The 24,485-nt window shown below is 57.8% G+C and carries 27 protein-coding genes, 1 tRNA gene and 1 pseudogene; 17 read left to right on the top strand and 12 right to left on the bottom strand.

The features are described from left to right. Positions 1 to 28 precede the first annotated feature (28 nt). The 4 genes and pseudogenes from PJL69_RS05335 to PJL69_RS05320 all read left to right on the top strand — a co-directional run. Positions 29 to 1,639 (top strand): type IV secretory system conjugative DNA transfer family protein, encoded by a 1,611-nt coding sequence (locus PJL69_RS05335; protein ID WP_271308718.1) that lies wholly within the window; start codon positions 29 to 31, stop codon positions 1,637 to 1,639. A gap of 19 nt (positions 1,640 to 1,658) precedes the next feature. Continuing rightward, entirely contained in the window at positions 1,659 to 1,964 is a 306-nt protein-coding gene (locus PJL69_RS05330; protein ID WP_271308717.1) for a hypothetical protein, read from the top strand. A gap of 268 nt (positions 1,965 to 2,232) precedes the next feature. Beyond that, positions 2,233 to 2,562, top strand: a complete 330-nt coding sequence (locus tag PJL69_RS05325; RefSeq protein WP_271308716.1) for a hypothetical protein — start codon at positions 2,233 to 2,235, stop codon at positions 2,560 to 2,562. 26 nt (positions 2,563 to 2,588) lie between these two features. Beyond that, a pseudogene (locus PJL69_RS05320) lies at positions 2,589 to 3,611 on the top strand (recombinase family protein); the annotation flags it as partial. Positions 3,612 to 4,122: 511 nt separating this feature from the next. Here PJL69_RS05320 and PJL69_RS05315 read toward each other — a convergent pair. Further along, positions 4,123 to 4,206 (bottom strand) — tRNA-Tyr (locus PJL69_RS05315). A 138-nt stretch (positions 4,207 to 4,344) separates the two neighbouring features. On the opposite strand from PJL69_RS05315, the gene rlmB reads away from it, so the two are divergent. The 3 genes from rlmB to PJL69_RS05300 all read left to right on the top strand — a co-directional run bounded on the left by rlmB (position 4,345) and on the right by PJL69_RS05300 (position 6,349). Next, positions 4,345 to 5,136, top strand: coding sequence for a 23S rRNA (guanosine(2251)-2'-O)-methyltransferase RlmB (gene rlmB / locus PJL69_RS05310; protein ID WP_271308715.1), 792 nt, complete (start codon positions 4,345 to 4,347; stop codon positions 5,134 to 5,136). Between the two features lie 110 nt (positions 5,137 to 5,246). Then, positions 5,247 to 5,612: a hypothetical protein gene (locus PJL69_RS05305; protein WP_271308985.1), complete on the top strand. Its 366-nt coding sequence runs from the start codon at positions 5,247 to 5,249 to the stop codon at positions 5,610 to 5,612. 269 nt (positions 5,613 to 5,881) lie between these two features. Continuing rightward, positions 5,882 to 6,349: a CoA-binding protein gene (locus tag PJL69_RS05300; protein WP_271308714.1), complete on the top strand. Its 468-nt coding sequence runs from the start codon at positions 5,882 to 5,884 to the stop codon at positions 6,347 to 6,349. 18 nt (positions 6,350 to 6,367) lie between these two features. On the opposite strand, the gene PJL69_RS05295 is transcribed toward PJL69_RS05300, so the two are convergent. From PJL69_RS05295 to hisF, 3 genes are all read right to left on the bottom strand, one after another. Then, positions 6,368 to 6,910 carry a hypothetical protein gene (locus PJL69_RS05295; RefSeq protein ID WP_271308713.1) on the bottom strand — a complete coding sequence of 181 codons (543 nt, stop codon included), beginning with the start codon at positions 6,908 to 6,910 and terminating at the stop codon, positions 6,368 to 6,370. Between the two features lie 88 nt (positions 6,911 to 6,998). Then, positions 6,999 to 7,316 carry a phosphoribosyl-ATP diphosphatase gene (locus PJL69_RS05290; RefSeq protein ID WP_271308712.1) on the bottom strand — a complete coding sequence of 106 codons (318 nt, stop codon included), beginning with the start codon at positions 7,314 to 7,316 and terminating at the stop codon, positions 6,999 to 7,001. Further along, positions 7,313 to 8,110: an imidazole glycerol phosphate synthase subunit HisF gene (gene hisF / locus PJL69_RS05285; RefSeq protein WP_271308711.1), complete on the bottom strand. Its 798-nt coding sequence runs from the start codon at positions 8,108 to 8,110 to the stop codon at positions 7,313 to 7,315. Before hisF ends, PJL69_RS05290 begins: the two co-directional genes overlap by 4 nt. Before the next feature lie 160 nt (positions 8,111 to 8,270). On the opposite strand from hisF, the gene PJL69_RS05280 reads away from it, so the two are divergent. Further along, positions 8,271 to 8,666 (top strand): DUF302 domain-containing protein, encoded by a 396-nt coding sequence (locus PJL69_RS05280; RefSeq protein WP_271308984.1) that lies wholly within the window; start codon positions 8,271 to 8,273, stop codon positions 8,664 to 8,666. A 7-nt stretch (positions 8,667 to 8,673) separates the two neighbouring features. Here PJL69_RS05280 and PJL69_RS05275 read toward each other — a convergent pair whose 3' ends face one another. Together PJL69_RS05275 and hisA are read right to left on the bottom strand one after the other, a co-directional pair. Continuing rightward, the gene (locus PJL69_RS05275; RefSeq protein WP_271308710.1) at positions 8,674 to 8,976 is read right to left on the bottom strand and encodes a hypothetical protein; all 303 of its coding nucleotides are present in this window, start codon (positions 8,974 to 8,976) and stop codon (positions 8,674 to 8,676) included. Further along, entirely contained in the window at positions 8,973 to 9,695 is a 723-nt protein-coding gene (gene hisA, locus PJL69_RS05270; protein WP_271308709.1) for a 1-(5-phosphoribosyl)-5-[(5-phosphoribosylamino)methylideneamino]imidazole-4-carboxamide isomerase, read from the bottom strand. Before hisA ends, PJL69_RS05275 begins: the two co-directional genes overlap by 4 nt. 168 nt (positions 9,696 to 9,863) lie before the next feature. On the opposite strand from hisA, the gene PJL69_RS05265 reads away from it, so the two are divergent. After that, positions 9,864 to 10,271 carry a DUF2147 domain-containing protein gene (locus PJL69_RS05265; RefSeq protein WP_441347452.1) on the top strand — a complete coding sequence of 136 codons (408 nt, stop codon included), beginning with the start codon at positions 9,864 to 9,866 and terminating at the stop codon, positions 10,269 to 10,271. 139 nt (positions 10,272 to 10,410) lie between these two features. Here the strand turns inward: PJL69_RS05265 and PJL69_RS05260 are convergent, their stop codons facing one another. Then, entirely contained in the window at positions 10,411 to 10,947 is a 537-nt protein-coding gene (locus PJL69_RS05260) for a peroxiredoxin-like family protein (protein ID WP_209096247.1), read from the bottom strand. 107 nt (positions 10,948 to 11,054) lie between these two features. Here PJL69_RS05260 and PJL69_RS05255 point away from each other — a divergent pair, with 107 nt between their 5' ends. Beyond that, positions 11,055 to 11,780 (top strand): AraC family transcriptional regulator, encoded by a 726-nt coding sequence (locus tag PJL69_RS05255; protein ID WP_271308708.1) that lies wholly within the window; start codon positions 11,055 to 11,057, stop codon positions 11,778 to 11,780. A gap of 105 nt (positions 11,781 to 11,885) precedes the next feature. On the opposite strand, the gene hisH is transcribed toward PJL69_RS05255, so the two are convergent. Both hisH and hisB read right to left on the bottom strand, forming a co-directional pair. Further along, complete coding sequence (hisH, locus tag PJL69_RS05250; protein ID WP_271308707.1) at positions 11,886 to 12,524, bottom strand: imidazole glycerol phosphate synthase subunit HisH; 639 nt, start codon at positions 12,522 to 12,524, stop codon at positions 11,886 to 11,888. Between the two features lie 49 nt (positions 12,525 to 12,573). Further along, complete coding sequence (hisB, locus tag PJL69_RS05245; protein WP_271308706.1) at positions 12,574 to 13,161, bottom strand: imidazoleglycerol-phosphate dehydratase HisB; 588 nt, start codon at positions 13,159 to 13,161, stop codon at positions 12,574 to 12,576. A 132-nt stretch (positions 13,162 to 13,293) separates the two neighbouring features. On the opposite strand from hisB, the gene PJL69_RS05240 reads away from it, so the two are divergent. After that, on the top strand, positions 13,294 to 13,533 hold the full coding sequence (locus tag PJL69_RS05240; protein WP_209060590.1) for an Lrp/AsnC ligand binding domain-containing protein: 240 nt from the start codon (positions 13,294 to 13,296) through the stop codon (positions 13,531 to 13,533). A 24-nt stretch (positions 13,534 to 13,557) separates the two neighbouring features. On the opposite strand, the gene guaD is transcribed toward PJL69_RS05240, so the two are convergent. Next, positions 13,558 to 14,847 carry a guanine deaminase gene (guaD, locus tag PJL69_RS05235; protein WP_271308705.1) on the bottom strand — a complete coding sequence of 430 codons (1,290 nt, stop codon included), beginning with the start codon at positions 14,845 to 14,847 and terminating at the stop codon, positions 13,558 to 13,560. A gap of 236 nt (positions 14,848 to 15,083) precedes the next feature. Between guaD and mgtE the strand changes: the two genes are divergently transcribed. Together mgtE and PJL69_RS05225 are read left to right on the top strand one after the other, a co-directional pair. Beyond that, positions 15,084 to 16,484, top strand: coding sequence for a magnesium transporter (gene mgtE, locus PJL69_RS05230; RefSeq protein WP_271308704.1), 1,401 nt, complete (start codon positions 15,084 to 15,086; stop codon positions 16,482 to 16,484). A gap of 10 nt (positions 16,485 to 16,494) precedes the next feature. Next, positions 16,495 to 17,064 carry a 5-formyltetrahydrofolate cyclo-ligase gene (locus tag PJL69_RS05225; RefSeq protein WP_271308703.1) on the top strand — a complete coding sequence of 190 codons (570 nt, stop codon included), beginning with the start codon at positions 16,495 to 16,497 and terminating at the stop codon, positions 17,062 to 17,064. A gap of 33 nt (positions 17,065 to 17,097) precedes the next feature. Here the strand turns inward: PJL69_RS05225 and PJL69_RS05220 are convergent, their stop codons facing one another. Continuing rightward, entirely contained in the window at positions 17,098 to 17,334 is a 237-nt protein-coding gene (locus PJL69_RS05220; RefSeq protein WP_271308702.1) for a putative hemolysin, read from the bottom strand. Positions 17,335 to 17,624: 290 nt separating this feature from the next. On the opposite strand from PJL69_RS05220, the gene PJL69_RS05215 reads away from it, so the two are divergent. The 4 genes from PJL69_RS05215 (at position 17,625) to PJL69_RS05200 (ending at position 22,517) form a co-directional block, all read left to right on the top strand. Further along, positions 17,625 to 18,707: a hypothetical protein gene (locus tag PJL69_RS05215; RefSeq protein WP_271308701.1), complete on the top strand. Its 1,083-nt coding sequence runs from the start codon at positions 17,625 to 17,627 to the stop codon at positions 18,705 to 18,707. 63 nt (positions 18,708 to 18,770) lie between these two features. Continuing rightward, positions 18,771 to 19,589 carry a TIGR00282 family metallophosphoesterase gene (locus tag PJL69_RS05210; RefSeq protein ID WP_271308700.1) on the top strand — a complete coding sequence of 273 codons (819 nt, stop codon included), beginning with the start codon at positions 18,771 to 18,773 and terminating at the stop codon, positions 19,587 to 19,589. A 14-nt stretch (positions 19,590 to 19,603) separates the two neighbouring features. After that, on the top strand, positions 19,604 to 20,488 hold the full coding sequence (locus tag PJL69_RS05205) for a DMT family transporter (RefSeq protein ID WP_271308699.1): 885 nt from the start codon (positions 19,604 to 19,606) through the stop codon (positions 20,486 to 20,488). Positions 20,489 to 20,738: 250 nt separating this feature from the next. Then, the gene (locus tag PJL69_RS05200; protein WP_271308698.1) at positions 20,739 to 22,517 is read left to right on the top strand and encodes an SLC13 family permease; all 1,779 of its coding nucleotides are present in this window, start codon (positions 20,739 to 20,741) and stop codon (positions 22,515 to 22,517) included. 227 nt (positions 22,518 to 22,744) lie between these two features. Here PJL69_RS05200 and lpdA read toward each other — a convergent pair whose 3' ends face one another. Then, positions 22,745 to 24,475: a dihydrolipoyl dehydrogenase gene (gene lpdA / locus PJL69_RS05195; RefSeq protein ID WP_271308697.1), complete on the bottom strand. Its 1,731-nt coding sequence runs from the start codon at positions 24,473 to 24,475 to the stop codon at positions 22,745 to 22,747. Positions 24,476 to 24,485: the final 10 nt, after the last annotated feature.

The following is a 24,485-nucleotide window of genomic DNA, read 5'->3' as shown; positions in this document are numbered from 1 at the left end:
CGGCGGCCCTTTTCTTTGGGAGAAACAAATGAACTTCGACAATGAAGCTAATCGTTTTGGTAGCGCCGAATGGGCTACTGAACGGCAACTGGCTCACGCCGAACTCCTGGGTGGCAGTGGTATGCAGTTTGGCTACTTCGGCAATACTCCGATGTGCCTTGAGACGGATGCCCCAAGGCTGAGCGTAGCTGGCGCGGGGGCTGGAAAAATGAGAGATTTGCTCTCCATGGCGGTTGCCCAAGCAGCGGAACAGCGGAATTTTATCCTCGATCCTCGCGGAGAAATCGCCTCGGTCACTATGGTCAATTTCGCCATTGCGGGTGCATACCTGTATTGTTGGAACCCAACTGGTCTACATAACCTGCCGCAACATGCCATGCAGCCTCTCGACATCCTGAAGCTGGGAAACCCTCATTTCCATGCGGACTGTAAGTTCATTCTGCAAAGCCTTATTCCAGTTAGTGGTTCTGCGAGTGGCAAATACTTTGAACTCAGGGCGCAGGAGTGGGGCGAATCCTTCGTCAAAATGCTTGTCGAGCGTGACGGTGAGGTGTCTTTCCCATCGCTCTACCGAACCATAAATTCCATAGAATCCAACACTGGTGAATGGCCCGACATTCTTGAATTCATGTTGGGCTCCAGCATGGAAAGCGTGCGGCGTTGCGCAGGCGAAATGCTGGCCAAACAGCAAGACAGCCCCCGTGAGTTCGGAAGCATCGTCGGTGAACTCTACGCCTATCTGAATTTCCTGGATGACCCTATGCTACAGCGCGCTCTTGAGACCCCGCGCGCATCGCTTTCGGCAACCTGTGATCCTGCACAGCCTGCGACTTGGTCCATCAACGTGCCTATCGAATACGTCTCGATCTGGGCTCCCGTGCTGCGCACAATGTTCACGGTGCAGATGCTCTACAAATCTCGAAATCCGTCCTCGCCCCCAGTGAACATGATCATCGATGAGGCGGGGCAGCTCGGCAATTTCGATGCGCTGCTAAGGTCTTTTACCTTCGGTCGCGGTGCTGGTGTTCGTGCCTGGGCATTGTTTCAGGATGCAGGTCAGATCACCCGCAATTTTGGTCCAACCGGTTTACAAGGATTTATGGGATCGGCAGCGCTAAGGCAGTTCTTCGGTGTCAGAGACTACGAAACCGCGCGACTTGTTTCATCCATGCTGGGACAGGAAACTCTTGAATATGACGACACGTTGCGCCAGTCGCAAGCGCGCAAGGCTAAACGCCAAGCTGCCATGAGCATCCTTGGCGGCAGTGATCCGTTTGCGGCGACTCAGAGCTTCCGTCACCATGCGTTTGAAGAGACGCATCGAACTAAGCAAGCACGCGCATTGATGATGCCTGATGAAATCTTGGCGATGCCCGAAGACAGGCAGATTTGCTTTGTCTCAGGCAAGAGTCTCGGACCAATCCTTGGTTACAAGTATCCTTACTACGCGCGTCCTGAATTTGCAGGACGGTTCCTGCCCAATCCGTTTCATCCGCCGTTCGATCGCGTTCCTATCCCCCGCAGGTGGGGGCGAGGAACGGCTAAGGTGATCACGGAAGCGGTGCCAAGCAAGTTTTCGCACCTCCCTCAGTATGATGCGGGCTTTTGGTCTTACATCGAAGGCTATCGCCCACGCTAAAACAGCCAAGGAAAACGTGATGTCCGAAGACAAAGAAAGTGGAAAGCGACCTGTGCTCCGACACAATGACGGGGCTGTGGAAGTAGCTATCTGGGAACATGAAACCGACAAAGGACCAATCTACAGCACGCAAAGATCGCGCTTTTATCGCGGCGAAGATGGCAAGTGGAAGAAGACCCACTCGATTCCTGAACGCGATCTCTTGAAGGCTGCACGCCTCGACCAGAAGGCTTACGAAAGCATCGCAAGGTTGCGGCAACAAGCGCAGGATGGGCCTGATAGGAGCGAGACGCGACGCCGTCAGCGCGACGACAGAGAACGGTAAGTCAGTGTTAGCGGGGCGTTTGGGATTGTCCGAACGCTCTGCGCAATTGCCTCTGCTTTTTGGCAAGTGCCTTCAATCCGTGATACAATTTAAAGTAGGTGTGCGGGCAAAAGGCTCGCTCATAAAGCGTTACACGCGTCACTGCACCATTAACGACCCGAACTTAGTTCCGGTTGCGGAAATTCTTAGACACGTAGGTGCCTTAACGCGCGGTCACAAGATGGCCGCGAGAGACTATTCCGTGCCAGCATGATAAGGATCAATCATCGTGAAAGATGCTGAATTCAAAGACTGCCCCGATCTGATTAAGGCCGCGAACAATGCAGCTCGCGTAAGCCATCACAGTCGGCTGGAGGTCGATCTCGACCACTACCAAAGCTACCTTGATGATCCTTCGCTGTCGCCAGATCAGAAGAAAGAGATAATCGGAGCGCTGTGGACGATCATCACGGCCTTCGTGGAGCTAGGCTTCGGCGTTCACCCCGTCCAACAAGCCTGTGGAAAACATCAAACAGCCCTTGATCGTGGAGCAAATTCGGAGTCCACTAAAGCTAAGCACGACAAGAAAAACCCAGACACAGACGCGCCCGCGATTTAGTGAGAAGCGCGAGAAAGAGAGGATTCATGGGTGTCCCAAAAATCGACAAAGAGCCTGCGGTAGCCGTTATTTACTGTCGGGTATCTTCCGTAAAGCAGCGCACATCGGGTGCGGGTTTGGACAGCCAAGAGCACAGGTGCCGCCAATATGCCGAACAGAAGGGCTATGCTGTCGAAGCCGTATTTCCAGATGACGTATCCGGCGGTGGTGATTTCATGCAGCGCCCAGGCATGCGTGCAATGCTGGCCTATTTGGAGGCACAAAAGGGTCGCCCGTATATTGTGATCTTTGACGATCTAAAACGCTTTGCGCGGGATACCGAATTCCATATCAAGCTGCGCCGAGAGTTCGCCGAACTTGGCGCATCTATCGAGTGTCTGAACTTCAATTTTGAGGATACGCCCGAGGGCCGCTTTATCGAGACGATCATCGCGGCGCAGGGTCAGCTCGAACGTGAGCAGAACAAGCGTCAAGTCGTCCAAAAGATGCGCGCGCGTGTCGAAAAAGGCTACTATGTGTTTCACCCTCCAATCGGCTATCGGTACTCCAAAGACCGCATGCACGGAAAGCTTTTGGTGCGTGACGAACCTATCGCGACGATCCTGGCCGAGGCTCTAGAGGGCTTTGCAAATGGTCGTTTTGGATCGCAAGTTGAGGTCAAAAGGTTCCTTGAGTCCAAGCCCGACTTTCCCAAAAGTGGCAAGACCAACTATGTTCATCCATCGAAGGTCAAGGATATCCTGCAACGCCCTGTTTACGCTGGTTACGTTGAAGCGCCGGATTGGGGTGTCAGCATGCGCAAAGGACATCATGAACCCTTGGTCTCTCTGAGTACGTTTGAACGGGTTCAAGCGGTGCTGAGCGGCAAAGTCTATGCTCCTGCACGCAAAGACATCAGCGAAGATTTCCCGCTGCGTGGATTTGTGAACTGCGATGATTGTGGAGAGCCGCTAACTTCCTGTTGGTCGAAAGGGCGCAACAAACACTATCCTTACTATCTGTGCGATACGCCGAACTGTCCTTCAAAGAGAAAATCGATCCCTCGCGCTAAAATTGAACAAGGGGCCACTGAAATTCTGCGTTCTTTGCAACCTGCCAAGCGGATGTTTGCAATGGCGCGAGCAATGTTCTCCGATGCTTGGAAAATCCGGCTCCAGCAAGCTCACATGGCTAAGGACACCCTTGCCGCGCAGATCAAGGAGATTGATGAGCAGATAGAAGTGCTTTTGGATCGCGTTGTTGATGCAAGCAGCGATTCACTGGTGCGGGCTTATGAAGCCAAGATTGAAAAGCTGGAAAAGCGAAAGCTCATTCTCGTTGATCAGGAGGCGCAGGCCGTGCCACCAAAGGGCAGGTTTGACGACTTTATCGAACACACAATGGGATTCCTGGCAAGTCCTTGGAGTATATATGCAAACGGAGGAATAGCGCTGCGTAGAACAGTGCTCAAATTAGCGTTTGCAGAGCCTTTGAGTTACAGTCGTGAAAATGGCTATCGAACCGCTAAAACCACCTTTCCCTTCAAGGTGTTAGCGGATTTTTCATCCCGAAAGTACGAGATGGTGGGCGACCTTGGAATCGAACCAAGCGTGCGTCTCCGCGAGGGAGTTACAGTCCCCTGCCACACCTTGCGGCCTGTCGCCCACTCTCCTGAGGCGCTGTGCCTCGTGGTGTGGGGGGTGATTACTGTGATGCGCAGGGGGCGTCAACCAGAAAAATGGTTGCACGGCGCGCTTCTTTTCCCCATTGGTGAAACCTCTTTATTTTGAAGGTGTCAGAGCGATGAAAAAACCCAAGTGGGTCGTGGAAAAAGAACAGGCCAAGCGCAAAGAAGCGGCGGAAACCGTATGGTTGTTCGGTCTGCACGCCGTGAGAGACGCTTTGGCGAATCCCGCGCGCGAAAAATTGCGCCTGATCGTGACAAAAAACGCCGCTGACAAACTGGCAGATGCCATCGCCGCTTCGGGCATGACCCCGGAAGTGGTCGATCCGCGCACATTCAAAGCGCCGATTGATCCGCAATCTGTGCATCAGGGCGCAGTGCTTGAAGTGAAGCCGCTCAATTGGGGGCGTCTGGCTGATGTGGCGATTGCCTCTGACGACCGTCCGCAACGTCTCATTCTGCTCGACCGGGTGACAGATCCGCACAATGTTGGCGCGATTCTGCGCTCTGCAGAAGTGTTTGGCGCACTCGCTGTCATCGGCACCCGCCACAATTCCGCCCCCGAAACCGGCGCCTTGGCGAAAACCGCCAGCGGCGCGCTGGAGCGTCAGCCGTATCTGCGTGAACGCAATCTGGCCGACACCATCACAGCTCTGCAAAACATGGGCTATCTGGTGTTGGGTCTGGATGGCGAAGCGGAGCACACGATAGAGCAGGCGCTTGAAAACAAACGCGATATGCCCATTGCGCTGGTGCTCGGTGCCGAAGGGCCGGGTCTGCGCCAAAAAACCAAGGAAACGGTCGATCAACTGGTGAAGATCAACTTTGCAGGCGCCTTTGGTTCGCTCAATGTCTCAAATGCCGCCGCCGTGGCGCTCTATGCCTCGCTGCCACAAAGCGCCCAAGGCTGAAAAAGACATCGCGCGCCTTCCTCTTGCCAAAAATATCCCCGCCGGAGGCTCCAAAGCTTGCGGCGCAGTGCATAGGTAAGGCAGGCGCGAAAACACCGGAGGAGGGGCCCATCGCACACGCATCCAAAATTGCCACCTGCTGTTATTGCGGCACCCGCGCCGCGCTGGTGTTGCGGGGGGATACCCGCCACGAATTGTCCTGTGCAAATTGCGGCGCGCCTTTGCATGATCTCAAACACCTGCGTGTCGCACCGCCTGCGCAACAGGCTCTTGCGCACCGCCCAAAATCAAAGGACAAACGTGACAAGCCGCGCAAATCCAAGCCGGTGAGCTATGCGGCCTATGGGGGCAGCCCCGAAAAGGCGGCGGACAAAAAATCAGAGAAATACAAAAAACGCCCGGCCAAGAAAAAGAAGTCCACCATGCGCTGGTTTCTGAAAGAGGCGTTTGATGTGATCGAGGATATTTTTGATTGAGCGAAATTGCTCCTAAAAAAGTAACGCGATCTTCACATCAATCTGATCCAGTCTTTACATCCAATTATGCGTACCTACGTAGACTAACAGGAAACACAGGCATCGGAGCTTCTGTGTTTCACTTCACTGTCCCTCGTTCCGAACCTGCGCCCAGGGTCTCACCTTGGGCGTTTTTTTGTCTGCCACAGCCGCGCAACAATCAAAGATCCTCCCCGATCGATGCTGCGAGGATATTGCGCATTTCAGAGTCGATGCACTAGCCTGCGGCCATGACCTACACAGACGATCATCTCCGCACGATTCTCAAACGCACCAAAGTGATCGCTGTGGTGGGCGTGTCGATGAACGAGGTGCGCCCCAGCTATTATGTCACGCGCTATCTGTCGCTGAAGGGCTATCGGGTCATTCCGGTCAATCCGGGGCATGCGGGCAAAAAGCTGTTTGGCGAAACCGTGGTGGCGTCTTTGTCTGAAATAACGGCCCCCGTTGATATGGTGGATATTTTCCGCCGCTCTGACGCAGTACCGCCGATTGTGGACGCGGCACTGGCTGCATTTCCTGCACTCAAAACCATCTGGATGCAGATTGGTGTGGAACACGCAGGCGCCGCCGTCAAGGCGGAGGGGCAGGGCGTGGATGTGATCCAGAACCGTTGCCCCAAAATCGAATATCAACGCCTGTTCGGAGAGCTGCGCATGGGTGGCTTTGCCACCGGTGTGATTTCTTCCAAGCTCTAAGGCGATGTGGTACGCGCGTTATTGCGCGGCGGTTCTGGCCGCTTTGATTTCAAACACCCGGCTGCGTTCTTCCCAGCCGTAGCGTTCATCTTCCAGCACGGGCGCCCAGAAAAGGTAGCCTCCATAGCGCCACGGGTCGAGCACGATGCCCTCATCCCAGGCGTCACCTTTGGCGCTGACGATCACGGTGCTGTGCTCAATGCGCAGATTGTCATGATTGGCAATCGCGCGATGCAAGCTCAGGCTTTCTAAACCCTCTTGGCGTAGCCGCGCCTCCAGATCATCCGCCCAATGCCAGCAGAGCCCCCGTGGCCGCCGCCCTTGATTGACCTTGGTGTTGTGCACAAGTGGCCCATCGGTGACATTCCAGGCAGCGCGCAGCTCCAGCGGATATGCGTAGGCGATGCGGGCTACACGCTGCGCTTCCTCTGGCGCGACCTCTGGATCCAGCGCTGCGATGGCGCGCGCAAGGCCCGGCTGATCGGGGGCGCGCACGTCATCAGGCACCGCACCACAAGCGACCAGAAAGAGGCCTGCTACCATGGCCCAAATTACCTGCATCCGTGATGTCATGCCTTTTGCCTCAAACGCTTTGGTTCACAATGAAAAACCTATGGAAAATACCCGGCCCTTGGCAATCGCACCCTGCTCAGGGTTTGGTGCGGGCCGCTTTTTCGGCAATGCCGCTCACCCCTTGCCGCCGTGCCAGCTCCGCCAGCACATCGTCAAGCGCCACATCGCGCGCCTGCAGCATCACCAGCAGGTGAAACAGCACATCGGCCGCCTCATAGGTGAGCTTTTCCCGGTCACCTTTCACGGCTTCAATCACCGCTTCAATGGCCTCTTCGCCAAATTTCTCGGCGCATTTCTCCGGGCCTTTGGCCAGAAGTTTCGCTGTCCAGCTGCTGTCGGGATCCGCTTTGGCGCGCTCGGCAATGGTGGCCGCAAGATCGTTTAAAACACTCATGTCAGCCTCATCGGGATACCGGCGTCATGCATATATTGCTTGGCTTCCCCAACAGTATATTCGCCAAAGTGGAAAATAGAGGCCGCCAGCACAGCACTTGCGCCGCCTTTGGTCACACCTTCCACAAGGTGGTCCAGCGTGCCAACGCCACCAGAGGCAATCACCGGCACATTCACCGCATCGCTGATCGCGCGGGTCAGGGGCAGGTTAAAGCCCGCCTTTGTACCGTCGCGATCCATCGAGGTCAGCAGGATTTCACCTGCACCTTTGGCCACCACCAGCTTGGCAAATTCCACTGCGTCAATCGGGTTGCCGTCCTGATCCAGCGCGGCTTTGCGTCCGCCATGGGTGAAAATCCCCCATTGGTTCGGCACACCGTTTTCATCATGGCCGATGGTCTTGGCGTCAATGGCGCAGACAATGCACTGGCTGCCAAACTGCGCGGAGGCTTCGGCAATCACGTCCGGGTTTGCCACCGCAGCGGAGTTGAAGCTCACCTTATCCGCGCCCGCAAGCAACAGCCGCCGCACATCGGCCACGGTGCGCACGCCGCCGCCAACCGTCAGCGGCACAAAACACTGCTCGGCACAGCGCTGTACCATGTCGATCATCACGCCACGGTTGTCATGGGTGGCATGGATGTCCAGAAAGCAGATTTCGTCAGCGCCCGCAGCATCATAGGCGCGTGCCGCCTCCACTGGATCACCTGCATCACGCAGACCAACAAAGTTCACACCTTTGACCACACGGCCATCAGCAACATCCAAACACGGAATAATGCGGGTTTTCAGCATGGGGGAAGCCCGTTTAAGATTATCTCAGTGGGTAGCTATAGGGAAACGCTTCAACGCGCCAGCCCTACGGATAATTGATTTGTGAGTGGTGGAGTTTGCTATGAAAAGACTTTTTGTGACTTTTGTCGTGGTGCTGGGCCTGACCGGCGCTGCGCAGGCTATGGAGAGACCTTTGAAAAAGATTGCCGCGAACCAACCGGTTCCAGATACGATGGACGCCCTTGAAAGCGCAGTTGTGAACGCAGGTGCACGCGTGTTTGCGCGCGTGAACCACGGTGCGGGCGCCGCAAGCATTGATCAGGAGCTGGCCCCATCCGAGCTCTTGGTCTTTGGCAACCCAAAAATTGGCACACCGGCCATGCAGGCAGACCCGCGCGCCGGATTGTTCCTGCCGCTCAAAGTGCTGGTCTATCAGGATGCTGACGGCCAAGTCTGGCTGGCCTATGAAGACCCCGCAGAGATGCTGGCCGACCTCGACATCCCCGCAGATGCTCCGTTTCTGGCGGCCATGACCGGGGCACTTGGCAAACTCACCAGTGCAGCGGCCGGCAACTAGACGCAGGTTAGTCTTGCTGGACGGCGCGCCGGCGCAGATCAACCGCGATCATTACGATCAGCGCGAGCATCGCAACAAACCCGATGGGCAGGGTCACGATCATCAAAGCCGCTTTGGCATAGGCCGCGTTCAACTGGCTGGCGATGTTTTCGCCCGCCACCCAGCATCCGTTTTCATGCATGGCTATGCCAAAGGCACAGCCATGTTTTTGCGCCGTGGCATGCGCCCAGTAAACCAATCCCGCCGGAACAAGCGACAGAGCCAGGGTCAGGCCCAAAATCGCATAGAGGATCCGACGGCGCAGGCTCATGCTTTCAAAACAGCCAGCGCTTCGGCCAGATCAATCGCCCCGTCATAAAGCGCGCGGCCTGAAATCGCCCCGTTGAGCGAAGCGCCACAGTCCTTCAGCGCCTGAAGGTCGGCAATCGAGCTCACCCCGCCTGAGGCAATCACCGGGATGGAGACAGCTTTGGCCAATGCGGCAGTCGCCTCCACGTTGGGGCCTTTCATCGCGCCATCGCGCATGATGTCGGTGTAGATGATCGCGGCCACGCCTGCATCCTCAAAGGACTTGGCAAGGTCTGTCACCATCACATCGGTTTCCTCAGCCCAGCCTTTGGTTGCCACTTTGCCGTTTCGTGCATCAATGCCCACAGCCACTTTGCCAGGGAATTCCTTGGCTGCTTCGCGTACCAGATCGGGGTTTTCGACGGCAACCGTGCCCAAAATCACCCGGCTCAGGCCCTTGTCAATCCAGCGTGCAATGGTGGCCATGTCGCGGATGCCACCGCCCAGCTGGGCGGGCACATTGGTCTGTTTCAGAATTTCTTCCACCGGCGCAGCATTCACTGGCTCGCCCGCAAACGCTCCGTTCAGATCCACCAGATGCAGCCACTCACAGCCCGCGTTGACAAACTCCATCGCCTGCGCGGCCGGGTTTTCATTGAATACGGTCTCTTTGTCCATGTCGCCATGCAGAAGGCGCACGGCATTGCCGTCTTTGAGGTCGATGGCGGGGTAGAGGATCATAGTGACGGCCCTGTTTTGTCGCTGTGTCTGTTGGCGCAGGGTGTGGCACGGTCTTGGTCAAATTGCAACGCAGCGGCGTTTTACAGCCACTTAAGGCTGACCCAAAGTCACGGTTGATCGGAATCATCCACTGACGCAGGGTTTTGCGCAAAGTCATGGGAGGACACGATGATGAAAAGAGCTTTGGCCACCGCGCTGACATGTGCGGGCCTGATGTGTGCCGGCGCAACTGCTGCGCTTGCCGATCCGGTCGAGGGTACTTGGAAAACCCAGCCGGGAGACACGGGCGGTTATCTGCATGTGAAAATTGCCAGCTGCGGCAGCGCGATCTGCGGCAATATCGACAAAGCCTTTGATGCAAATGGCCAGGTGGTCAGCAATTATGAGCATCAAGGCAAGAAAATGCTTTGGGATATGGGCGCAGACGGGGGCGGGGCCTATTCCGGCGGCAAAATCTGGGCGCCAGATGCGGACAAAACCTACAAATCCAAAATGACTCTGAAAGGCAGCACACTCACTGTGAAAGGCTGCGTTGCCGTGATTTGCCGCGGTCAGGATTGGAGCCGCGTCAACTGATCTGCGGCATATCGCAGATCTGCATCACACCACAAAAAGGCGCGGAGAGATCCGCGCCTTTTCGTTTGGCAGGTGCCGTCTTTCTGGGGGGACATGTCACCCGCCGGGAGCTTGAATTTCCTTGTCAGGGGGCGCTGGCTTAAACCTCGCCAGTGTATTCGCCACGCGCTGGATAGTTGTTGGCAATGGCAAAATCCAATGCACCAACCAGTTCAGAGAAATGCGGCCGCACAAACGGCATGGTCTGCACAGAACCGTAGTACAGCGACTGCTCCGGGCTCACCATGAACAGGCCGGGCTCAGAGAACAGCGCGGGCTCTTCGATACCGATAGATGTCTTGCCACGTGAGGTAGAGATATAGAGCCCCCACTCCTTGGCAACAGACAAAGGCAGATCATAGGCAAAGCGCAGGCCCTTTGCGTCGATCTTTTTGACCATCTCTGCTGCGCGGTCTTCACCGTCGCTGCTGACCGCCACACAGCTCACACCGCGCTCAGCAAAGGCATCCACCAGCTTTTCCAGCTCAGTCAGATAATTGGCGCAGATCGGGCAGTGCAGACCGCGGTAAAAACACACAACAGTGCCGCGCTCAGAGCCTTCTTTGGACAGATCAAAAGTGCCACCACCCACAAGCGGCAGGGTCAGGTTCGGGGTCTTCTGGCGGGGAATCAGCATAGGTTGCTCCTGTTCTATATTGCGTTGACTTGCCTTTTGTCAGGGTTCTCTGCACAATAATTCCGAATAGTCGTGCATGAAATCCGAAATTGAGAGCGCAGAGACACATGGATCGATTGACCACATTGGTGGAGAAATTCCACCTTAGCGTAAGCCACGCACCTTTGGAGCGGGCAAATCTTATTGCTTTTGGGGGCGCTGACGGCGCGCCATCGGAGGTGGTGTTTTTGCCCCGGGGTCGGTGGGAGGCCGCGATGGATGCTCCTGCGCTCTTTACGGCAGAGGTTGATTGGATGGGTTTGTCCAATCCGCTGTTGGCATCACTGCCTGATGAGGTGCGCTACAATCTGCGCGACGAAGGCGACAGCCGCGCCTTGGTGCGTTTGATGGCCGAAGAAACCGCAGGCAACCGCTGTGGCGCGCAATCGGTGGTCAACCGTCTGGGGGAGGCGCTGATGGTGCGCCTGTTGCGCGATCAGATCAGTCAGGGCACCGCAGAGGTGGGGCTGCTCGCCGGGCTGGCAGATCCGCGTCTGTCCCGCGCCATCGTGGCCATGCACGATCAGCCCGGTCATCTCTGGAGCAACGGAGATCTTGCGGCGCAGGCCGGTCTGTCACTGTCTCGCTTTTCAGAGCTGTTTGCCGCCACGGTTGGGGAAACCCCCATGGGGTACTTGCGGCGCTGGCGTCTGATTTTGGCGCATCAGGATATTCTGCGCGGCGACCGGGTGGAGGCGGTGGCGCATCGCTACGCTTATGCCAGTCCCGAAAGCTTCACCCGCGCCTTTCGCAAGGCGCATGGCGCTGCCCCCTCAAGCCTGCGCGCGGCATAAGGCGCGCACTGGAAAAGCGCTTCTCATTCTGTCAATATCCCGGGGTGAATTGGCCCAAGGGGCCAAGAGGGGCTGGCCCCTGATGCGCACCTGATCCCCTGAGCCTTACGGCGCCCACTTCAGGAAGTTGCCAATCATCCGCAGTCCGATGTCCTGGCTTTTCTCCGGGTGGAATTGCATGCCCACCATGGTGTCCCGCCCAATGATGGCGGTCACGTCGCCACCATAGTCCACATGCGCCAGACGTTCTTCCGCCTTGGTCACGTGGAACTGGTAGGAGTGCACAAAATAGGTGTGATCGCCGCTCTTGATCCCGTTCAGCAGCGCATGCGGATGATCAATCACCAGATTGTTCCAGCCCATATGCGGCACTTTCAGGGTGCTGTCTTCTGGCGTGATGCGTTTCACATCGCCCTCGATCCAGCCCAGCCCTTCGGTCAGTTCATACTCATGGCCGCGGCTGGCCATCAGCTGCATCCCAACGCAGATGCCCAGAAACGGACGGCCCTTGGTTTCGACCGCTTCCACCATCGCGTCATAAATGCCCTTGTGGCCGCGCAGCTCTGCGGCGCAGGCTGGGAAAGCCCCATCGCCGGGCAGCACCAGACGGTCTGCCTTGGCCACCACCTCAGCGTCAGAGGTCACCGCAACCTCGCCGCCGTCCACCTCCGTCGCCATGCGCTGAAAGGCTTTCTCGGCAGAATGTAGGTTGCCGGATTCATAGTCGATGATCGCTGTCAGCATAAGCGGATCCTCTGAAAGTCTTGACTGGTCGTAACTGTAGGGTGCGCTCTCAGAGCGCACCTTTGGTCGAAGGGATCGCATCCGCCTTACGTGGGTCCACCTCAACCGCTTCGCGCAGCGCCCGCGCCACCGCTTTGAAAGCGGCTTCGGCGATATGGTGGCTGTTGAACCCGTGGATCTGATCCACATGCAGGGTGATGCCGCCATGGGTCGCAAAGCCCTGGAAGAACTCGCGCACCAGCTCTGTGTCAAAGGTGCCGATCTTCTGGGTTGGCATCTCAAGGTTCCAGATCAGGAAGGGGCGGGCGGACAGATCGAGGGAGGCGCGCACCTGCGCATCATCCATTGGCAGGTGGCAGGTGGCGTAGCGGCGGATGCCTGTCTTGTCGCCCAATGCCTGCGTCAGCGCCTGACCCAACGAAATTCCCACATCCTCCACCGTGTGGTGGTCATCAATGTGATAGTCGCCCTCTGCACGGATGGTCATATCAATCAGGCTGTGGCGCGACAGCTGGTCCAGCATATGGTCAAAAAACCCCACGCCGGTTTTGTTGTCATAGTGGCCGGTGCCATCCAGATTGATGTCCACGGTGATGTTGGTTTCCGCGGTGGCGCGGGTCACGCTTGCCTTGCGCATAGGGACGTCCTTTGATCAGTCTTGCCGCGCTCTTATAGGGGCGGGCAGGGGGCAGGCCAAGAGGGCGGATTTTCAGATTGTGAGCCGGGTGGCATTTGTGCCAGTTTGAGGCCAAACCAAATGAGGGCCTTCATGACCACCTGCGTCTTTATCCAGATCCGCTGCAAACCCGGCACCACCTACCGCGTCGCCGAAGAAATTGCGCTGAAGGAAATCCATTCCGAGCTGCACTCCACCAGCGGCGACTATGACCTTTTGATGAAACTCTATATTCCCGAAGGCGAAGACGTGGGCAAATTCATCAACAGCCACATGCTCGACATCCCCAACATCGAGCGCACGCTGACAACGCTGACGTTCAAGGCGTTCTGATAGAGCCTTCGGCGACACGGGCGGCTAAACCTGCCGCCCTGCAATCCACGTTGCGGCAATCGCGCGGTCATCACCCATCATAATGGTGGGAAACAGCGCCTCCCAAAGATCAACCGCCCGTGCGGCCCGTTGCGCAATCTCCGGCGTGCTGGCGAGATCCAGCACCACAAGGTCAGCTTCCATGCCTGCGGCCAAATTGCCGATCTGGTCTGCCATATGCAGCGTCTGTGCAGAGCCCTGCGTGGCGAGCCACATCAGCTCGGCCGCATGCAGCGGATGATGGCGCAGCTGCGCCACCTCATAGGCCGTCGCCATGGTGCGCAGCATCGAAAAGCTCGACCCACCCCCGGTGTCTGTCGCAAGTCCAATCCGCTGCCCTTCCGCCATCAGCCCAGCCATGTCAAACAGCCCAGACCCGATAAAGGTGTTGGAGGTTGGGCAATGGATCAACCCAGCCCCCACCTCGCGCAGCCGATCTTTCTCACGCGGCTCCAGATGGATCGCATGGCCATAGAGCCCCCGCGCGCCCAGCAGGCCAAACTGCTCATAGGTATCAAGATAATCCCGCGCCTCAGGAAACAGCTCGCGCACCCAGGCGATCTCATCGGTCTGCTCGCTCAGATGAGTCTGCATCAGGCAATCCGGATGTTCCGCCCACAGCGCCCCAAGCGCCTCCAGCTGCGCAGGTGTTGAGGTCGGCGAAAACCGTGGCGTGATCGCATAGGTGATCCGGTCCACGCCGTGCCATGCCTCAATCAGGGCCTTGCTGTCGTCATAGGCGCTCTGCGGTGTGTCCCGCAGCCCCTCAGGCGCGTTTCTGTCCATACAGGTCTTGCCCGCCAGAACCCGCTGCCCCCGGCGCTGGGCTTCGTTGAAAAACGCTTCCACCGATTCCGGGTGGATGGTGCCATAGCTCGCCATGGTGGTGACACCATGCCGGGCGGTCAGATCCAGATAGGTCTTGGCGATCTCATTCGCATAGGCCCACTCGCCAAACCGCATCTCCTCGGGAAAGGTGTAGCTGTTCAGCCAGTCAATCAACCGCTTGCCCCAACTCGCGATGATGCCGGTCTGCGGGTAATGCACATGCGCATCCACAAAGCCTGCACAGATCAGCTTGTCGCCATAGTCCACCACCTGCGCGTCCGGATGCGCGGCCTTCAACGTGGCCCCATCTTCCACCGCAACAATTTTGCCATCCGACATCAAAACCCCACCGTGGGTCAGATGGCGCACCGCGCTTTCAAGCGGGGCCTCAAACGGGCTTTTCACAAAAGACAGGGTTTGACCAAGCAGCAAAACAGAAGGGGGCATCAAGGCAGGCTCCACAGGTTTCAGGGCGCAGTTGTCACGCAAAGCGCAAAGCCTGCGCGCAGCAGGCCTTTTTTGAGCGCAAATCCGTCGCATCCCATTGAGTTTCCTCTCTGCTTTAACCTATGGTCCGGGCCAAGTCCAAGCCTTGCCAAGCAGGCAAGCACGTCAGAGCAAACGCCCCAGAGCAGCCGGTCTTGCTGGCGGCTTCCCAGCGGCAGAACGAGAGAGCAGGTGTCATGACCCAAGCCATCGATCAGACCGCAGACATCATCGCTGACGCTGAGGAACAGGACGACTACGCCCTGAACCCCAAACTGGCCGCAGGTGTGCTCTATGCGATTGAGGCCGGGGATCGCGACACACTGCTTGAGTTGATGGGCCCGCTGCACGCTGCGGACATCGCCGACCTTCTGGAACAGATCAACGCCTTTGATCGCCGCCGCCTTGTACAACTTTATGGCGCGGAATTTGACGGCGAAATCCTCTCAGAACTGGATGAGGGCCTGCGCGAAGAGGTGATGAACATCCTGCGCCCGGATGTTCTGGCCGAAGCGGTGCGCGAGCTGGAAAGCGACGACATCGTTGATCTGGTCGAAGATCTCGATGAGCCGCAGCAGGAAGCCATTCTGGATCAGCTTGAGGATGCCGACCGTGTCGCGGTGGAGCAGGCGCTGAGCTATCCGGAAAACACCGCTGGTCGTCTGATGCAGCGTGAAACGGTGTTTGCGCCAGAGCACTGGACAGTGGGCGAAGCCATCGACTTTCTGCGCAACGCCGAGGAGCTGCCAGAACAGTTTTACCACGTGATCCTTGTGGATCCGCGCATGAAACCTGTGGGCAATGTCACCCTTGGCAAGCTCATGTCATCACGCCGCGAATTGCCATTGGCCACATTGGTCGAAGAGGTGTTTCAGATCATCCCCGTCACGCAGGACGAAGAGGATGTGGCCTATGCCTTCAACCAGTATCACCTGATCTCTGCCCCCGTCGTGGATGAGGATGAGCGTCTGGTCGGCGTGATCACCATTGATGACGCCATGGCAGTGCTTGATGAGGAACACGAAGAGGACATTCTGCGCCTCGCCGGTGTGAGTGATGAGGCCAGCCTCTCAGACACGATTTTCAGCGCCGCCAAGGGCCGCGCCACATGGCTGTTTGTAAACCTGCTGACCGCAATTCTGGCCTCCGGTGTGATCAATCTCTTTGCCGAAACGGTGGATCAAATGGTTGCGCTTGCGGTCTTGATGCCAATTGTTGCCTCCATGGGCGGCAACGCCGGCACCCAAACCATGACAGTCACCGTACGCGCGCTCGCCACCAAAGACCTCACCGCGCAAAATGCCATGCGCGTGATCCGGCGGGAACTCTCTGTGGGCGCGCTCAATGGTGCGCTCTTTGGCTTTATCATGGCGCTGGTGGCAGGCGCCTGGTTTGGCGTGCCGATGCTGGCCGTGGTGATTGGCGTGGCCATGCTGCTCACCCAAATTGCCGCCGCGCTGGGCGGCATCCTCATTCCCATGGCGCTGGACCGCATGAATATCGACCCCGCGCTGGCCTCTGGCCCGTTTGTCACCACGGTGACCGATGTTGTGGGCTTTTTCCTTTTCCTTGGGCTGGCCGCCCAGGTTCTTTTGTGAGCGACTGACCATGAGCACTGATTTAACGTTGAACGAACAGAAAGCCGCCGCCCGCAAAGCGGCCTTTGCGCGCCGCAAGGCGGCCCACGCTGCGGCAGGCCCCGGTCAGGCGGGCCATTTGTCAGAGGTGCTTGCTGGCTATCGTGGGGTGCCGATTGCGGGCTATATGCCCATCCGCACCGAAATTTCGCCCCTCGCTGCAATGGCTGAGGCCGCCGCTTATGGGCCTGTTGGCGTGCCCGTCATTCAGGGCGAGGCCATGCCGCTCAAATTTTCCCGCTGGGAGCCGGAGGGCGCGCTGCGCGATGGCCCTTTTGGCGCAAAAGTGCCTGAAGTGGATGACTTTTTTGAGCCAGAGATCGTGATCGTGCCACTGGTGGGCTTTGATCTCAAAGGCGGGCGTCTGGGCTATGGCGGTGGCTTTTACGACCGCACGCTGGAGCTTCTGCGCAGCCATCGCGCCACGCTGGCAATCGGTTTTGCCTTTGAAGAACAGATGGCCGAGGCCCTGCCGCTGGAAGCCACCGATCAACCTCTGGATATGATGATCACCCAAAACCGGGTGATCGAGTTTTCATAAACGCGTCTGCCCCGTCAGAGGAGGGGGCGGCGTTTAGGTTGCGTTGACGCGGAAATACTCCCAGGCATCGACCTCGGTGCCGTTTGGCTGAATGCAATAGCCCACGGCATTGCCCGCCGCATCCTGACGCACCTCATATTGGTTGCCCTGATCAACACAGAAGGTTGCTGCCGGATTGGCGAGGTTGGTCGGGTCATTTGGATAGGGTTCGACACATGCCGCGAGGACGGTCAAGGAGCCAACGGCTGTTAGGGTGGCTATGGGTTTCATCAATACACCTATGGTTTGAATAATTCGCTGATCAGCATATCGAGGCGCAAGTTTCAGGCAAGCTAGAAATCCGGAACTCGGAACTGACGGCTATACTGAATTTGCCCAATGCCTGTATATTTTTCCTCACTTACTGCCCAATTTAGACACATTCGATTGAAAGGCAGGGGGAAAACAATTTAAGCGAAAGCAGTGCAGTGATCAATGAATTGTCCCAACCGCTTCAAGTCGTACTTATCTACGACAACCCACGGGTTTTTAGAAAGCAATTCTCTGCACTGGAGGCTTTGGTGCCAAAGCTGCAAGCCGCGCTCGAGGGGCAAGGAGAGTGGAGCTCGCTCAAAGGGTATAACACCAAAACCACCCTTGGTCTTGCCAGCGACGAGGCCCACGTCACTCTAAAGCGATTTGACGAGCCGATGAACATGCAAGGGTTTGCGGATGTGTTGCTGAACCCTTTGATTGCCAACACGCGGCCAGATCTTGTCAAAGCCATCCAGCATCACAAACGCGCACTCTTGATCGAAATCGGACCGGGCAATCTGCCGGGGTTTACACAGGCTGCCGTTGCGGCGGGCTTGGGCAGCGACATGCTGGCCGAGCTCGATGGCATTTTTGGCAATGTGGTAGATCAAGACAGCTTCGAAGAGCGTATGCTCATTGCGCAGTCTGTTACCTGTGCCGTGATTGATGAAATGACTCCGTCGGCGGTGCATTGGGCACCGTCACATCAATTGATGGATGGAAACACCTTCAAGGATCTCGCCACAGATGGGTTCAATCTGCTGCTCTATGTGGGTGCGTTTCCTTATGACGTAAAAGAACTGGCCGACGGATCTGTGAAAGTCGGCATTCGTGGGTTTGGTTCGCAGCGGCTTGTGGGCAAAATGGTCTGTTTTGCGCCAGACACCCAAGACTGGGCGGACAGCTACCAGTACATTCTTGCTTTTGTCACCTATTGCCGCAGCATCGGACGTATCTTGGGAGACAACGAGACGTTTGGGATGGGCGATCCCGATGCGCCGGTGATCGAGGTCCGCCACAACTTCGATGCGCCACAGATGCCGGACGGCTACATTGAGTTGCGCCGCCGCAAAGAAGGCACAGAGCGCCGCATGGCCGTCAAGACAATGGCCAACAGCCCGGATCAGTTACAGGCCGCCGTGCGTGGGGAACGCAACGCAATGCCCAATGACATGCTCAAGCCCCGGAAAGTGGGTACTGGTGGGCTAAGAGCAAAGGCACAGGTTTTGCGTGGTATGGGACGTGTTTACAAACTCGGGCGGTTGGTACTGGGATTGGCGCTCATCTACGTGTTACTCACGCAGTTTCCAGCGCCAGATTTTGTTGTTGCCTATATCGAAAACCGCTGAAACCGAGGCTGCGTCCACATCGCATCTTGAGATGCGGCGCGAAGGAGAGTAGGCCCGGTCTTTATGAAAATGCTCTTTCTCGGTGATGTGATGGGTCGCGCCGGACGCGCGGCTGTGGTGGAACGCCTTCCCAAACTGCGGGAAGACTGGCGGCTCGATTTTGTCGTGGTGAACGGCGAAAACGCCTCCAACGGCATGGGACTCTCCGGCGCGCACGCCAAAGCGCTGCTTGATGCCGGTGCCGATTGCCTCACGCTGGGCGACCACGCTTTTGATCAGAAAGAGATGATGCAGTTCATCCAGTCAGAGCCGCGCATCATCCGCCCGCTCAACATTGCGCGCGGGGATGTGCCGGGCAAAGGCTTCCGTGTGTTTGACGCGCGCGGCGGGCGCAAGGTGCTGGTCACGCAGGCGCTGGGGCAGGTCTTTATGAAGCAGCCTTACGCCGATCCGTTCTCCGCCATCGATCAGGTGCTGCGCGCCCATCCGCGCGGCGGCATGGTGCAGGCCGCCATTGTCGACATGCACTGTGAGGCCACCTCGGAGAAAATGGGCATGGGGCATTTCTGCGACGGTCGCGTCAGCCTTGTGGTCGGCACCCACACCCATGTGCCCACCGCCGACACCCAGATCCTGCCCAAAGGCACCGCTTTTCAGGCCGATGCCGGCATGTGTGGTGACTACAATTCCGTCATTGGCATGGAGAAAGAAGAGCCCATGCGCCGCTTTGTCACCGGCATGCCCAAGGCGCGCTTCACACCTGCTTTGGGGGAGGCGACGCTCTCAGGCGTCTATGTGGAAACCGACGACCGCACCGGCGCCGCCACCCGCATCGAAATGGTGCGTCAGGGCGGCAGGCTCAGCCAGTCCGGCCCCAGCTGACAAAGCGTTCTTGAATGAAGCCCCTGCATTTCACCGCAATCCTGCTGGCTGTCGGCACTGGTTGGGGGCTCACACAACCTCTGACAAAAATAGCGGTTTCTGAAGGCTATCAACCGCTTGGCCTGATTTTCTGGCAACTCTTAATTGGCGCGCTGGTTCTGTTCCTGCTGCGGCTCTGCACCGGTAAGTCAATTGCGCTGCCACGCGACAAGCTCTGGTTCTTTCTTCTGATCGCCGCGCTTGGCACGCTCATTCCCAACAGCTTTTCCTACCGCGCCGCCGCGGAATTGCCCTCTGGCGTGATGTCCATTGTGATCTCGCTGGTGCCGATTGTCGCTTTCCCCATGGCGCTGCTCTTTCGGGTGGACCGCTTTGGTTGGGGCCGTCTGGCGGGGCTGATCGCTGGGCTTGGCGGCGTGATGATCCTGTCCGAACCCGAGGCCCTGCCGGATCCAGCGATGGCGCTCTGGCTGCCCATCGCGGTCATCGCGCCCATTTGCTATGCGCTGGAGGGCAACGTCGTGTCCAAATGGGGCATGCACGGGCTTGGCGCAGGGCAGGTGCTGTACGGCGCCTGTGTCATCGGCGCTGTGCTGGCACTGCCGCTTGCGCTGGCGACAGATCAGTTCATTGATCCACGTACTCACTGGAACGCACCCGAATTTGCGCTGGTGCTCGGCTCGCTGATCCATGTCTGTGTCTACACCGCCTATGTCTGGCTTGTGTCGCGCGCCGGGGCGGTTTTTGCCGCACAGGTCGCCTATGTGGTGACAGGCACAGGCGTGCTCTGGGCGATGATCCTGCTGTCTGAACGCTATTCGCTCTGGGTCTGGGCGGCGCTGGCTCTGATCCTGCTTGGCATGACACTTGTGCGTCCCCGCACCCAACAGACAGATTGAACGCAGCAGACCGGCCTCGTGCCCGCCAGTTTCACGGCCACCGCCTGCAATGCGGCCGATTCTCCATGGCGGACAAATAGGCCCCGCTGTCTTGCATGCGCCCGGATCTGCCTTCCTCTTGCCAAAAATATCCCGGGGGTGTGGGGGCTGGCCCCCAAGATAGCGCAATTGCCAGTGCCCGAGCGCGAAAATCGCTTGTGAGACCTTGGCGCCATGGTAAAACTTGTCCGCTGACAAGGGCAGGACACATATGGATCTTTTCGCGTTTTCTCAAACCACCCAGGCGGTGCTCGCACTGCTGACCGTGGTGGGCATGTTTGTGCTGTTTTTGAAAGAGGTTTACCCCACCGAAGTGGTCGCCATTGGCGGTGTTGCGGTGCTGCTGTTTCTGGGTGTGCTGCCCTATGACGCGGCCCTCAATGTGCTCTCCAATCCCGCGCCCTGGACCATTGCGGCCATGTTCATCGTGATGGGCGCTTTGGTGCGCACCGGCGCGCTCTCAACCTTTACGCAGCTCGCAGATGGGCAGGCCAAAAAGAACCCCGCGCTGGCCATCATCATGCTGCTTGCCTTTGTGATTGTCGCCTCGGCCTTTGTCTCCAACACACCGGTTGTTGTGGTGATGATCCCCGTGTTCACACAGTTGGCACGCACGTTGGGAACTTCGGCCTCTAAGTTATTGATACCATTGAGCTATGCAGCGATTATGGGCGGCACACTCACGCTGATTGGCACCTCAACCAACCTTCTGGTGGATGGGGTTGCCCGCGATCAGGGGCTCGCGCCATTCTCGATTTTTGAGGTCACACCGCTGGGCCTCATCATTGTCGCCTGGGGCATGCTTTACCTCTACCTGATAGGCCGCCGCCTGCTGCCTGACCGCGCCAGCATGGCAGACCTGCTGTCCAACCGCAGCCAGATGAAATTCTTCACCGAAGCGGTGATCCCCCCCGAAAGCAACCTTGTCGGGCGCGAAGTCACCGGTGTTCAGCTTTTCAAACGCGATGGCGTGCGCCTGATTGACGTGATCCGGGGCGACACCTCGCTGCGCCGCAATCTGAAAGAGGTGACGCTGCAGGTGGGCGATCGCGTGGTGCTGCGCACCAAGATGACCGAACTGCTCAGCCTGCAACGCAACAAATCACTCAAACGGCTGGATCAGGTCGGTGCGGTGGAAACCACTACGGTAGAGGCCCTGATCACGCCGGGCTGTCGTATGGTGGGCCGCCGTCTTGGCTCCCTGCGTCTGCGCCGGCGTTATGGCGTCTACCCGCTCGCCGTTCACCGTCGCAACCAGAACATTGGCCAGCAACTCGACCAATTGGTGGTACGTGTGGGTGACACGCTCCTGCTCGAAGGCGCGCCCGAAGACATTCAGCGCCTCTCTGCGGACATGGATATGGTGGATGTGTCCCAACCTTCAGAGCGTGAGTACCGCCGTGGCCATGCCCCCATTGCACTTGGGGCGATGGCGGGCATTGTGATCCTCGCAGGCCTCGGTGTGGCCCCCATCCTTCTGCTTTCTCTGCTTGCGGTGGCGGTGGTGCTTTTGACCCGCTGTATTGACGCTGACGAAGCGTTCTCCTTTGTGGATGGGCGATTGCTGTCGCTGATCTTTGCCATGCTCGCCATTGGGGCGGCGCTGTCATCGTCGGGGGCGGTGTCTCTGATCGTCACAGCTCTGGCCCCTGCGCTAGAAAACCTGCCACCTTTCCTGTTGGTCTGGGCAATCTATTTGCTGACCTCTGTGCTGACAGAGCTTGTCTCCAACAATGCGGTTGCAGTGGTTGTCACACCCATCGCGGTGGGCTTGGCGCAGGCCATTGGCGTCGATCCACGTCCGCTGGTGGTGGCGGTTATGATTGCAGCCTCGGCAAGTTTTGCCACGCCCATCGGTTATCAGACCAACATGCTGGTGTTTGGCCCGGGTGGTTACAAGTTCACCGATTTCATGCGTGTCGGCATTCCGCTGAACCTGTCGATTGGCGTGCTTGCCTCGCTGCTGATCCCGTTCTTCTGGCCGCTCTGAGCGGCGCCCTATATTCCGGCGGGCTGTTGCGCAAACAGAGCAGGCGACGTGCGCTTTGTTCACCTCTCCTCGCGCGTGTGTGACACCTATTAACACCGCCGCAATACCGACGTGATACAGACGCAATACCGAAGGCGGTTTTTGCCACCTGAACTGGCTTAACCTTCCTTAATAGAAAAAGCGCGCCCTCAGCGAAGGCGCGCTTTGACAGAAAACGGCTTGTTTTCTTACTTCTTTTTGCGAGGTGGCATCAGATCAGTGATCGTGCCTTCAAACATTTCCGCCGCGAAATTCACTGTCTCGCTCAGGGTTGGGTGAGGGTGAATTGTGTGTCCCAGATCCACCGCATCCGCGCCCATTTCAATGGCCAGCGCCACCTCTGCAATCAGGTCACCGGCGTTGGGTCCAACGATCCCTGCGCCAATCACGCGCTCGGAGTCTTCGTCGAAAATCAACTTGGTAAGCCCTTCAGAGCGGCCCAGGCTGAGGGAACGACCAGACGCGGCCCACGGGAACACACCTTTGCCAATCTTGAGCCCTTCGGCCTTGGCTTGGTTTTCCGTGACACCCACCCAGGCGACCTCAGGATCGGTATAGGCCACCGATGGGATTACCCGCGCGTCAAAGTGACGTTTGTGCCCGGCTGCCACCTCTGCGGCCACTTTGCCTTCGTGCACGGCCTTGTGGGCAAGCATTGGCTGGCCAACCACATCACCAATGGCAAAAATATGAGGCACACCAGTGCGTTGCTGGCTGTCGACTGCAATAAAGCCGCGCTCATCCACGGCCACACCTGCCGCTGTTGCGTTGACTTTCGCCCCATTCGGGCGACGTCCCACCGCAACAAGCACTTTGTCAAAGGTATCAACCACTTCGCCCTTCGGGCCTTCCATGGTGACCTCAAGACCCGCGTCCGTAGCGTTAACCGCTGTGACCTTTGTCTGCGTCAGGATCGCCTCATAGCGCGAATCGATGCGTTTATGCAGCGGTTTGACCACATCCTTGTCCGCACCCGGAATGATTTGGTCCATGAATTCAACGATGGTCACTTTGGAGCCAAGCGCGTCATAGACGGTCGCCATTTCAAGGCCAATGATGCCGCCGCCGAGCACGAGAAGGCGCTCTGGCACGTCTTCCAGTTCCAGCGCACCGGTGCTGTCGATCACGCGTGGATCATCATGTGGAATGAAGGGCAGGGTGACAGGCTCAGAGCCGGCAGCGATCACACATTGATCAAAGCTGACGGTGGATTTCTCGCCGTCATTGTCGACCTCGATCATGTTGGGGCCGGTGAAGGTGCCATAGCCGTTCACAACCTGCACTTTGCGGGCCTTCGCCAGACCACCAAGGCCGCCAGTCAGTTGATTAACAACACTTTCTTTCCAGCCGCGCAGCTTGTCGAGATCAATCTCAGGCTTGGTAAAACTGATGCCGTGATCGGCCATTTCCTCGGCTTCGGTGATCACTTTCGCAGAGTGCAGCAGCGCTTTGGAGGGGATACAGCCGACGTTGAGGCAGACACCGCCAAGCGAGCTGTCTTTCTCAATCAGCACAACTTTTTTGCCAAGGTCTGCGGCGCGGAAAGCTGCGGTGTAGCCGCCGGGGCCTGAGCCCAGAACCACCACTTCCGCATGCACGTCACCTGCGCCTGTCGCGGTGCCAGTGGCGGCCACAGCTTGAGGTGCGGCAGGCGCCTCAGGAGCGGCAGCCTTGGGCGCCTCAGTGGCACCTTCCGCTTCCAGCACAACGATCAGGCTGCCTTCGGCAACCTTGTCGCCCTCGGCCACTTTGATTTCCTTCACCACACCCGCGGCGGGGGAAGGAACTTCCATCGTGGCTTTGTCGCTTTCCAGCTCGATCAGCGGGTCTTCTGCGGCGACTGTGTCGCCGACAGAGACCAGAATGGAGACAACGGGAACTTCAGAAAAGTCACCAATATCAGGTACTTTGACGTCCATCACAGCTCTC

Origin of the sequence: Shimia sp. MMG029 (genome assembly GCF_027947445.1) — a bacterium.
In the GTDB taxonomy this organism is placed as follows: domain Bacteria; phylum Pseudomonadota; class Alphaproteobacteria; order Rhodobacterales; family Rhodobacteraceae; genus Shimia.
This window is presented reverse-complemented; position numbering and strand designations above follow the sequence as displayed.

Coding starts and splice junctions, on each gene's coding strand:
- PJL69_RS05335 (WP_271308718.1), top strand. CDS start 29: ATGAACTTCGACAATGAAGCTAATCGTTTTGGTAGCGCCGAATGGGCT.
- PJL69_RS05330 (WP_271308717.1), top strand. CDS start 1,659: ATGTCCGAAGACAAAGAAAGTGGAAAGCGACCTGTGCTCCGACACAAT.
- rlmB (WP_271308715.1), top strand. CDS start 4,345: ATGAAAAAACCCAAGTGGGTCGTGGAAAAAGAACAGGCCAAGCGCAAA.
- PJL69_RS05300 (WP_271308714.1), top strand. CDS start 5,882: ATGACCTACACAGACGATCATCTCCGCACGATTCTCAAACGCACCAAA.
- PJL69_RS05295 (WP_271308713.1), bottom strand. CDS start 6,910: ATGCAGGTAATTTGGGCCATGGTAGCAGGCCTCTTTCTGGTCGCTTGT.
- PJL69_RS05290 (WP_271308712.1), bottom strand. CDS start 7,316: ATGAGTGTTTTAAACGATCTTGCGGCCACCATTGCCGAGCGCGCCAAA.
- hisF (WP_271308711.1), bottom strand. CDS start 8,110: ATGCTGAAAACCCGCATTATTCCGTGTTTGGATGTTGCTGATGGCCGT.
- PJL69_RS05280 (WP_271308984.1), top strand. CDS start 8,271: ATGGAGAGACCTTTGAAAAAGATTGCCGCGAACCAACCGGTTCCAGAT.
- PJL69_RS05275 (WP_271308710.1), bottom strand. CDS start 8,976: ATGAGCCTGCGCCGTCGGATCCTCTATGCGATTTTGGGCCTGACCCTG.
- hisA (WP_271308709.1), bottom strand. CDS start 9,695: ATGATCCTCTACCCCGCCATCGACCTCAAAGACGGCAATGCCGTGCGC.
- PJL69_RS05265 (WP_441347452.1), top strand. CDS start 9,864: ATGATGAAAAGAGCTTTGGCCACCGCGCTGACATGTGCGGGCCTGATG.
- PJL69_RS05260 (WP_209096247.1), bottom strand. CDS start 10,947: ATGCTGATTCCCCGCCAGAAGACCCCGAACCTGACCCTGCCGCTTGTG.
- PJL69_RS05255 (WP_271308708.1), top strand. CDS start 11,055: ATGGATCGATTGACCACATTGGTGGAGAAATTCCACCTTAGCGTAAGC.
- hisH (WP_271308707.1), bottom strand. CDS start 12,524: ATGCTGACAGCGATCATCGACTATGAATCCGGCAACCTACATTCTGCC.
- hisB (WP_271308706.1), bottom strand. CDS start 13,161: ATGCGCAAGGCAAGCGTGACCCGCGCCACCGCGGAAACCAACATCACC.
- PJL69_RS05240 (WP_209060590.1), top strand. CDS start 13,294: ATGACCACCTGCGTCTTTATCCAGATCCGCTGCAAACCCGGCACCACC.
- guaD (WP_271308705.1), bottom strand. CDS start 14,847: ATGCCCCCTTCTGTTTTGCTGCTTGGTCAAACCCTGTCTTTTGTGAAA.
- mgtE (WP_271308704.1), top strand. CDS start 15,084: ATGACCCAAGCCATCGATCAGACCGCAGACATCATCGCTGACGCTGAG.
- PJL69_RS05225 (WP_271308703.1), top strand. CDS start 16,495: ATGAGCACTGATTTAACGTTGAACGAACAGAAAGCCGCCGCCCGCAAA.
- PJL69_RS05220 (WP_271308702.1), bottom strand. CDS start 17,334: ATGAAACCCATAGCCACCCTAACAGCCGTTGGCTCCTTGACCGTCCTC.
- PJL69_RS05210 (WP_271308700.1), top strand. CDS start 18,771: ATGAAAATGCTCTTTCTCGGTGATGTGATGGGTCGCGCCGGACGCGCG.
- PJL69_RS05205 (WP_271308699.1), top strand. CDS start 19,604: ATGAAGCCCCTGCATTTCACCGCAATCCTGCTGGCTGTCGGCACTGGT.
- PJL69_RS05200 (WP_271308698.1), top strand. CDS start 20,739: ATGGATCTTTTCGCGTTTTCTCAAACCACCCAGGCGGTGCTCGCACTG.
- lpdA (WP_271308697.1), bottom strand. CDS start 24,475: ATGGACGTCAAAGTACCTGATATTGGTGACTTTTCTGAAGTTCCCGTT.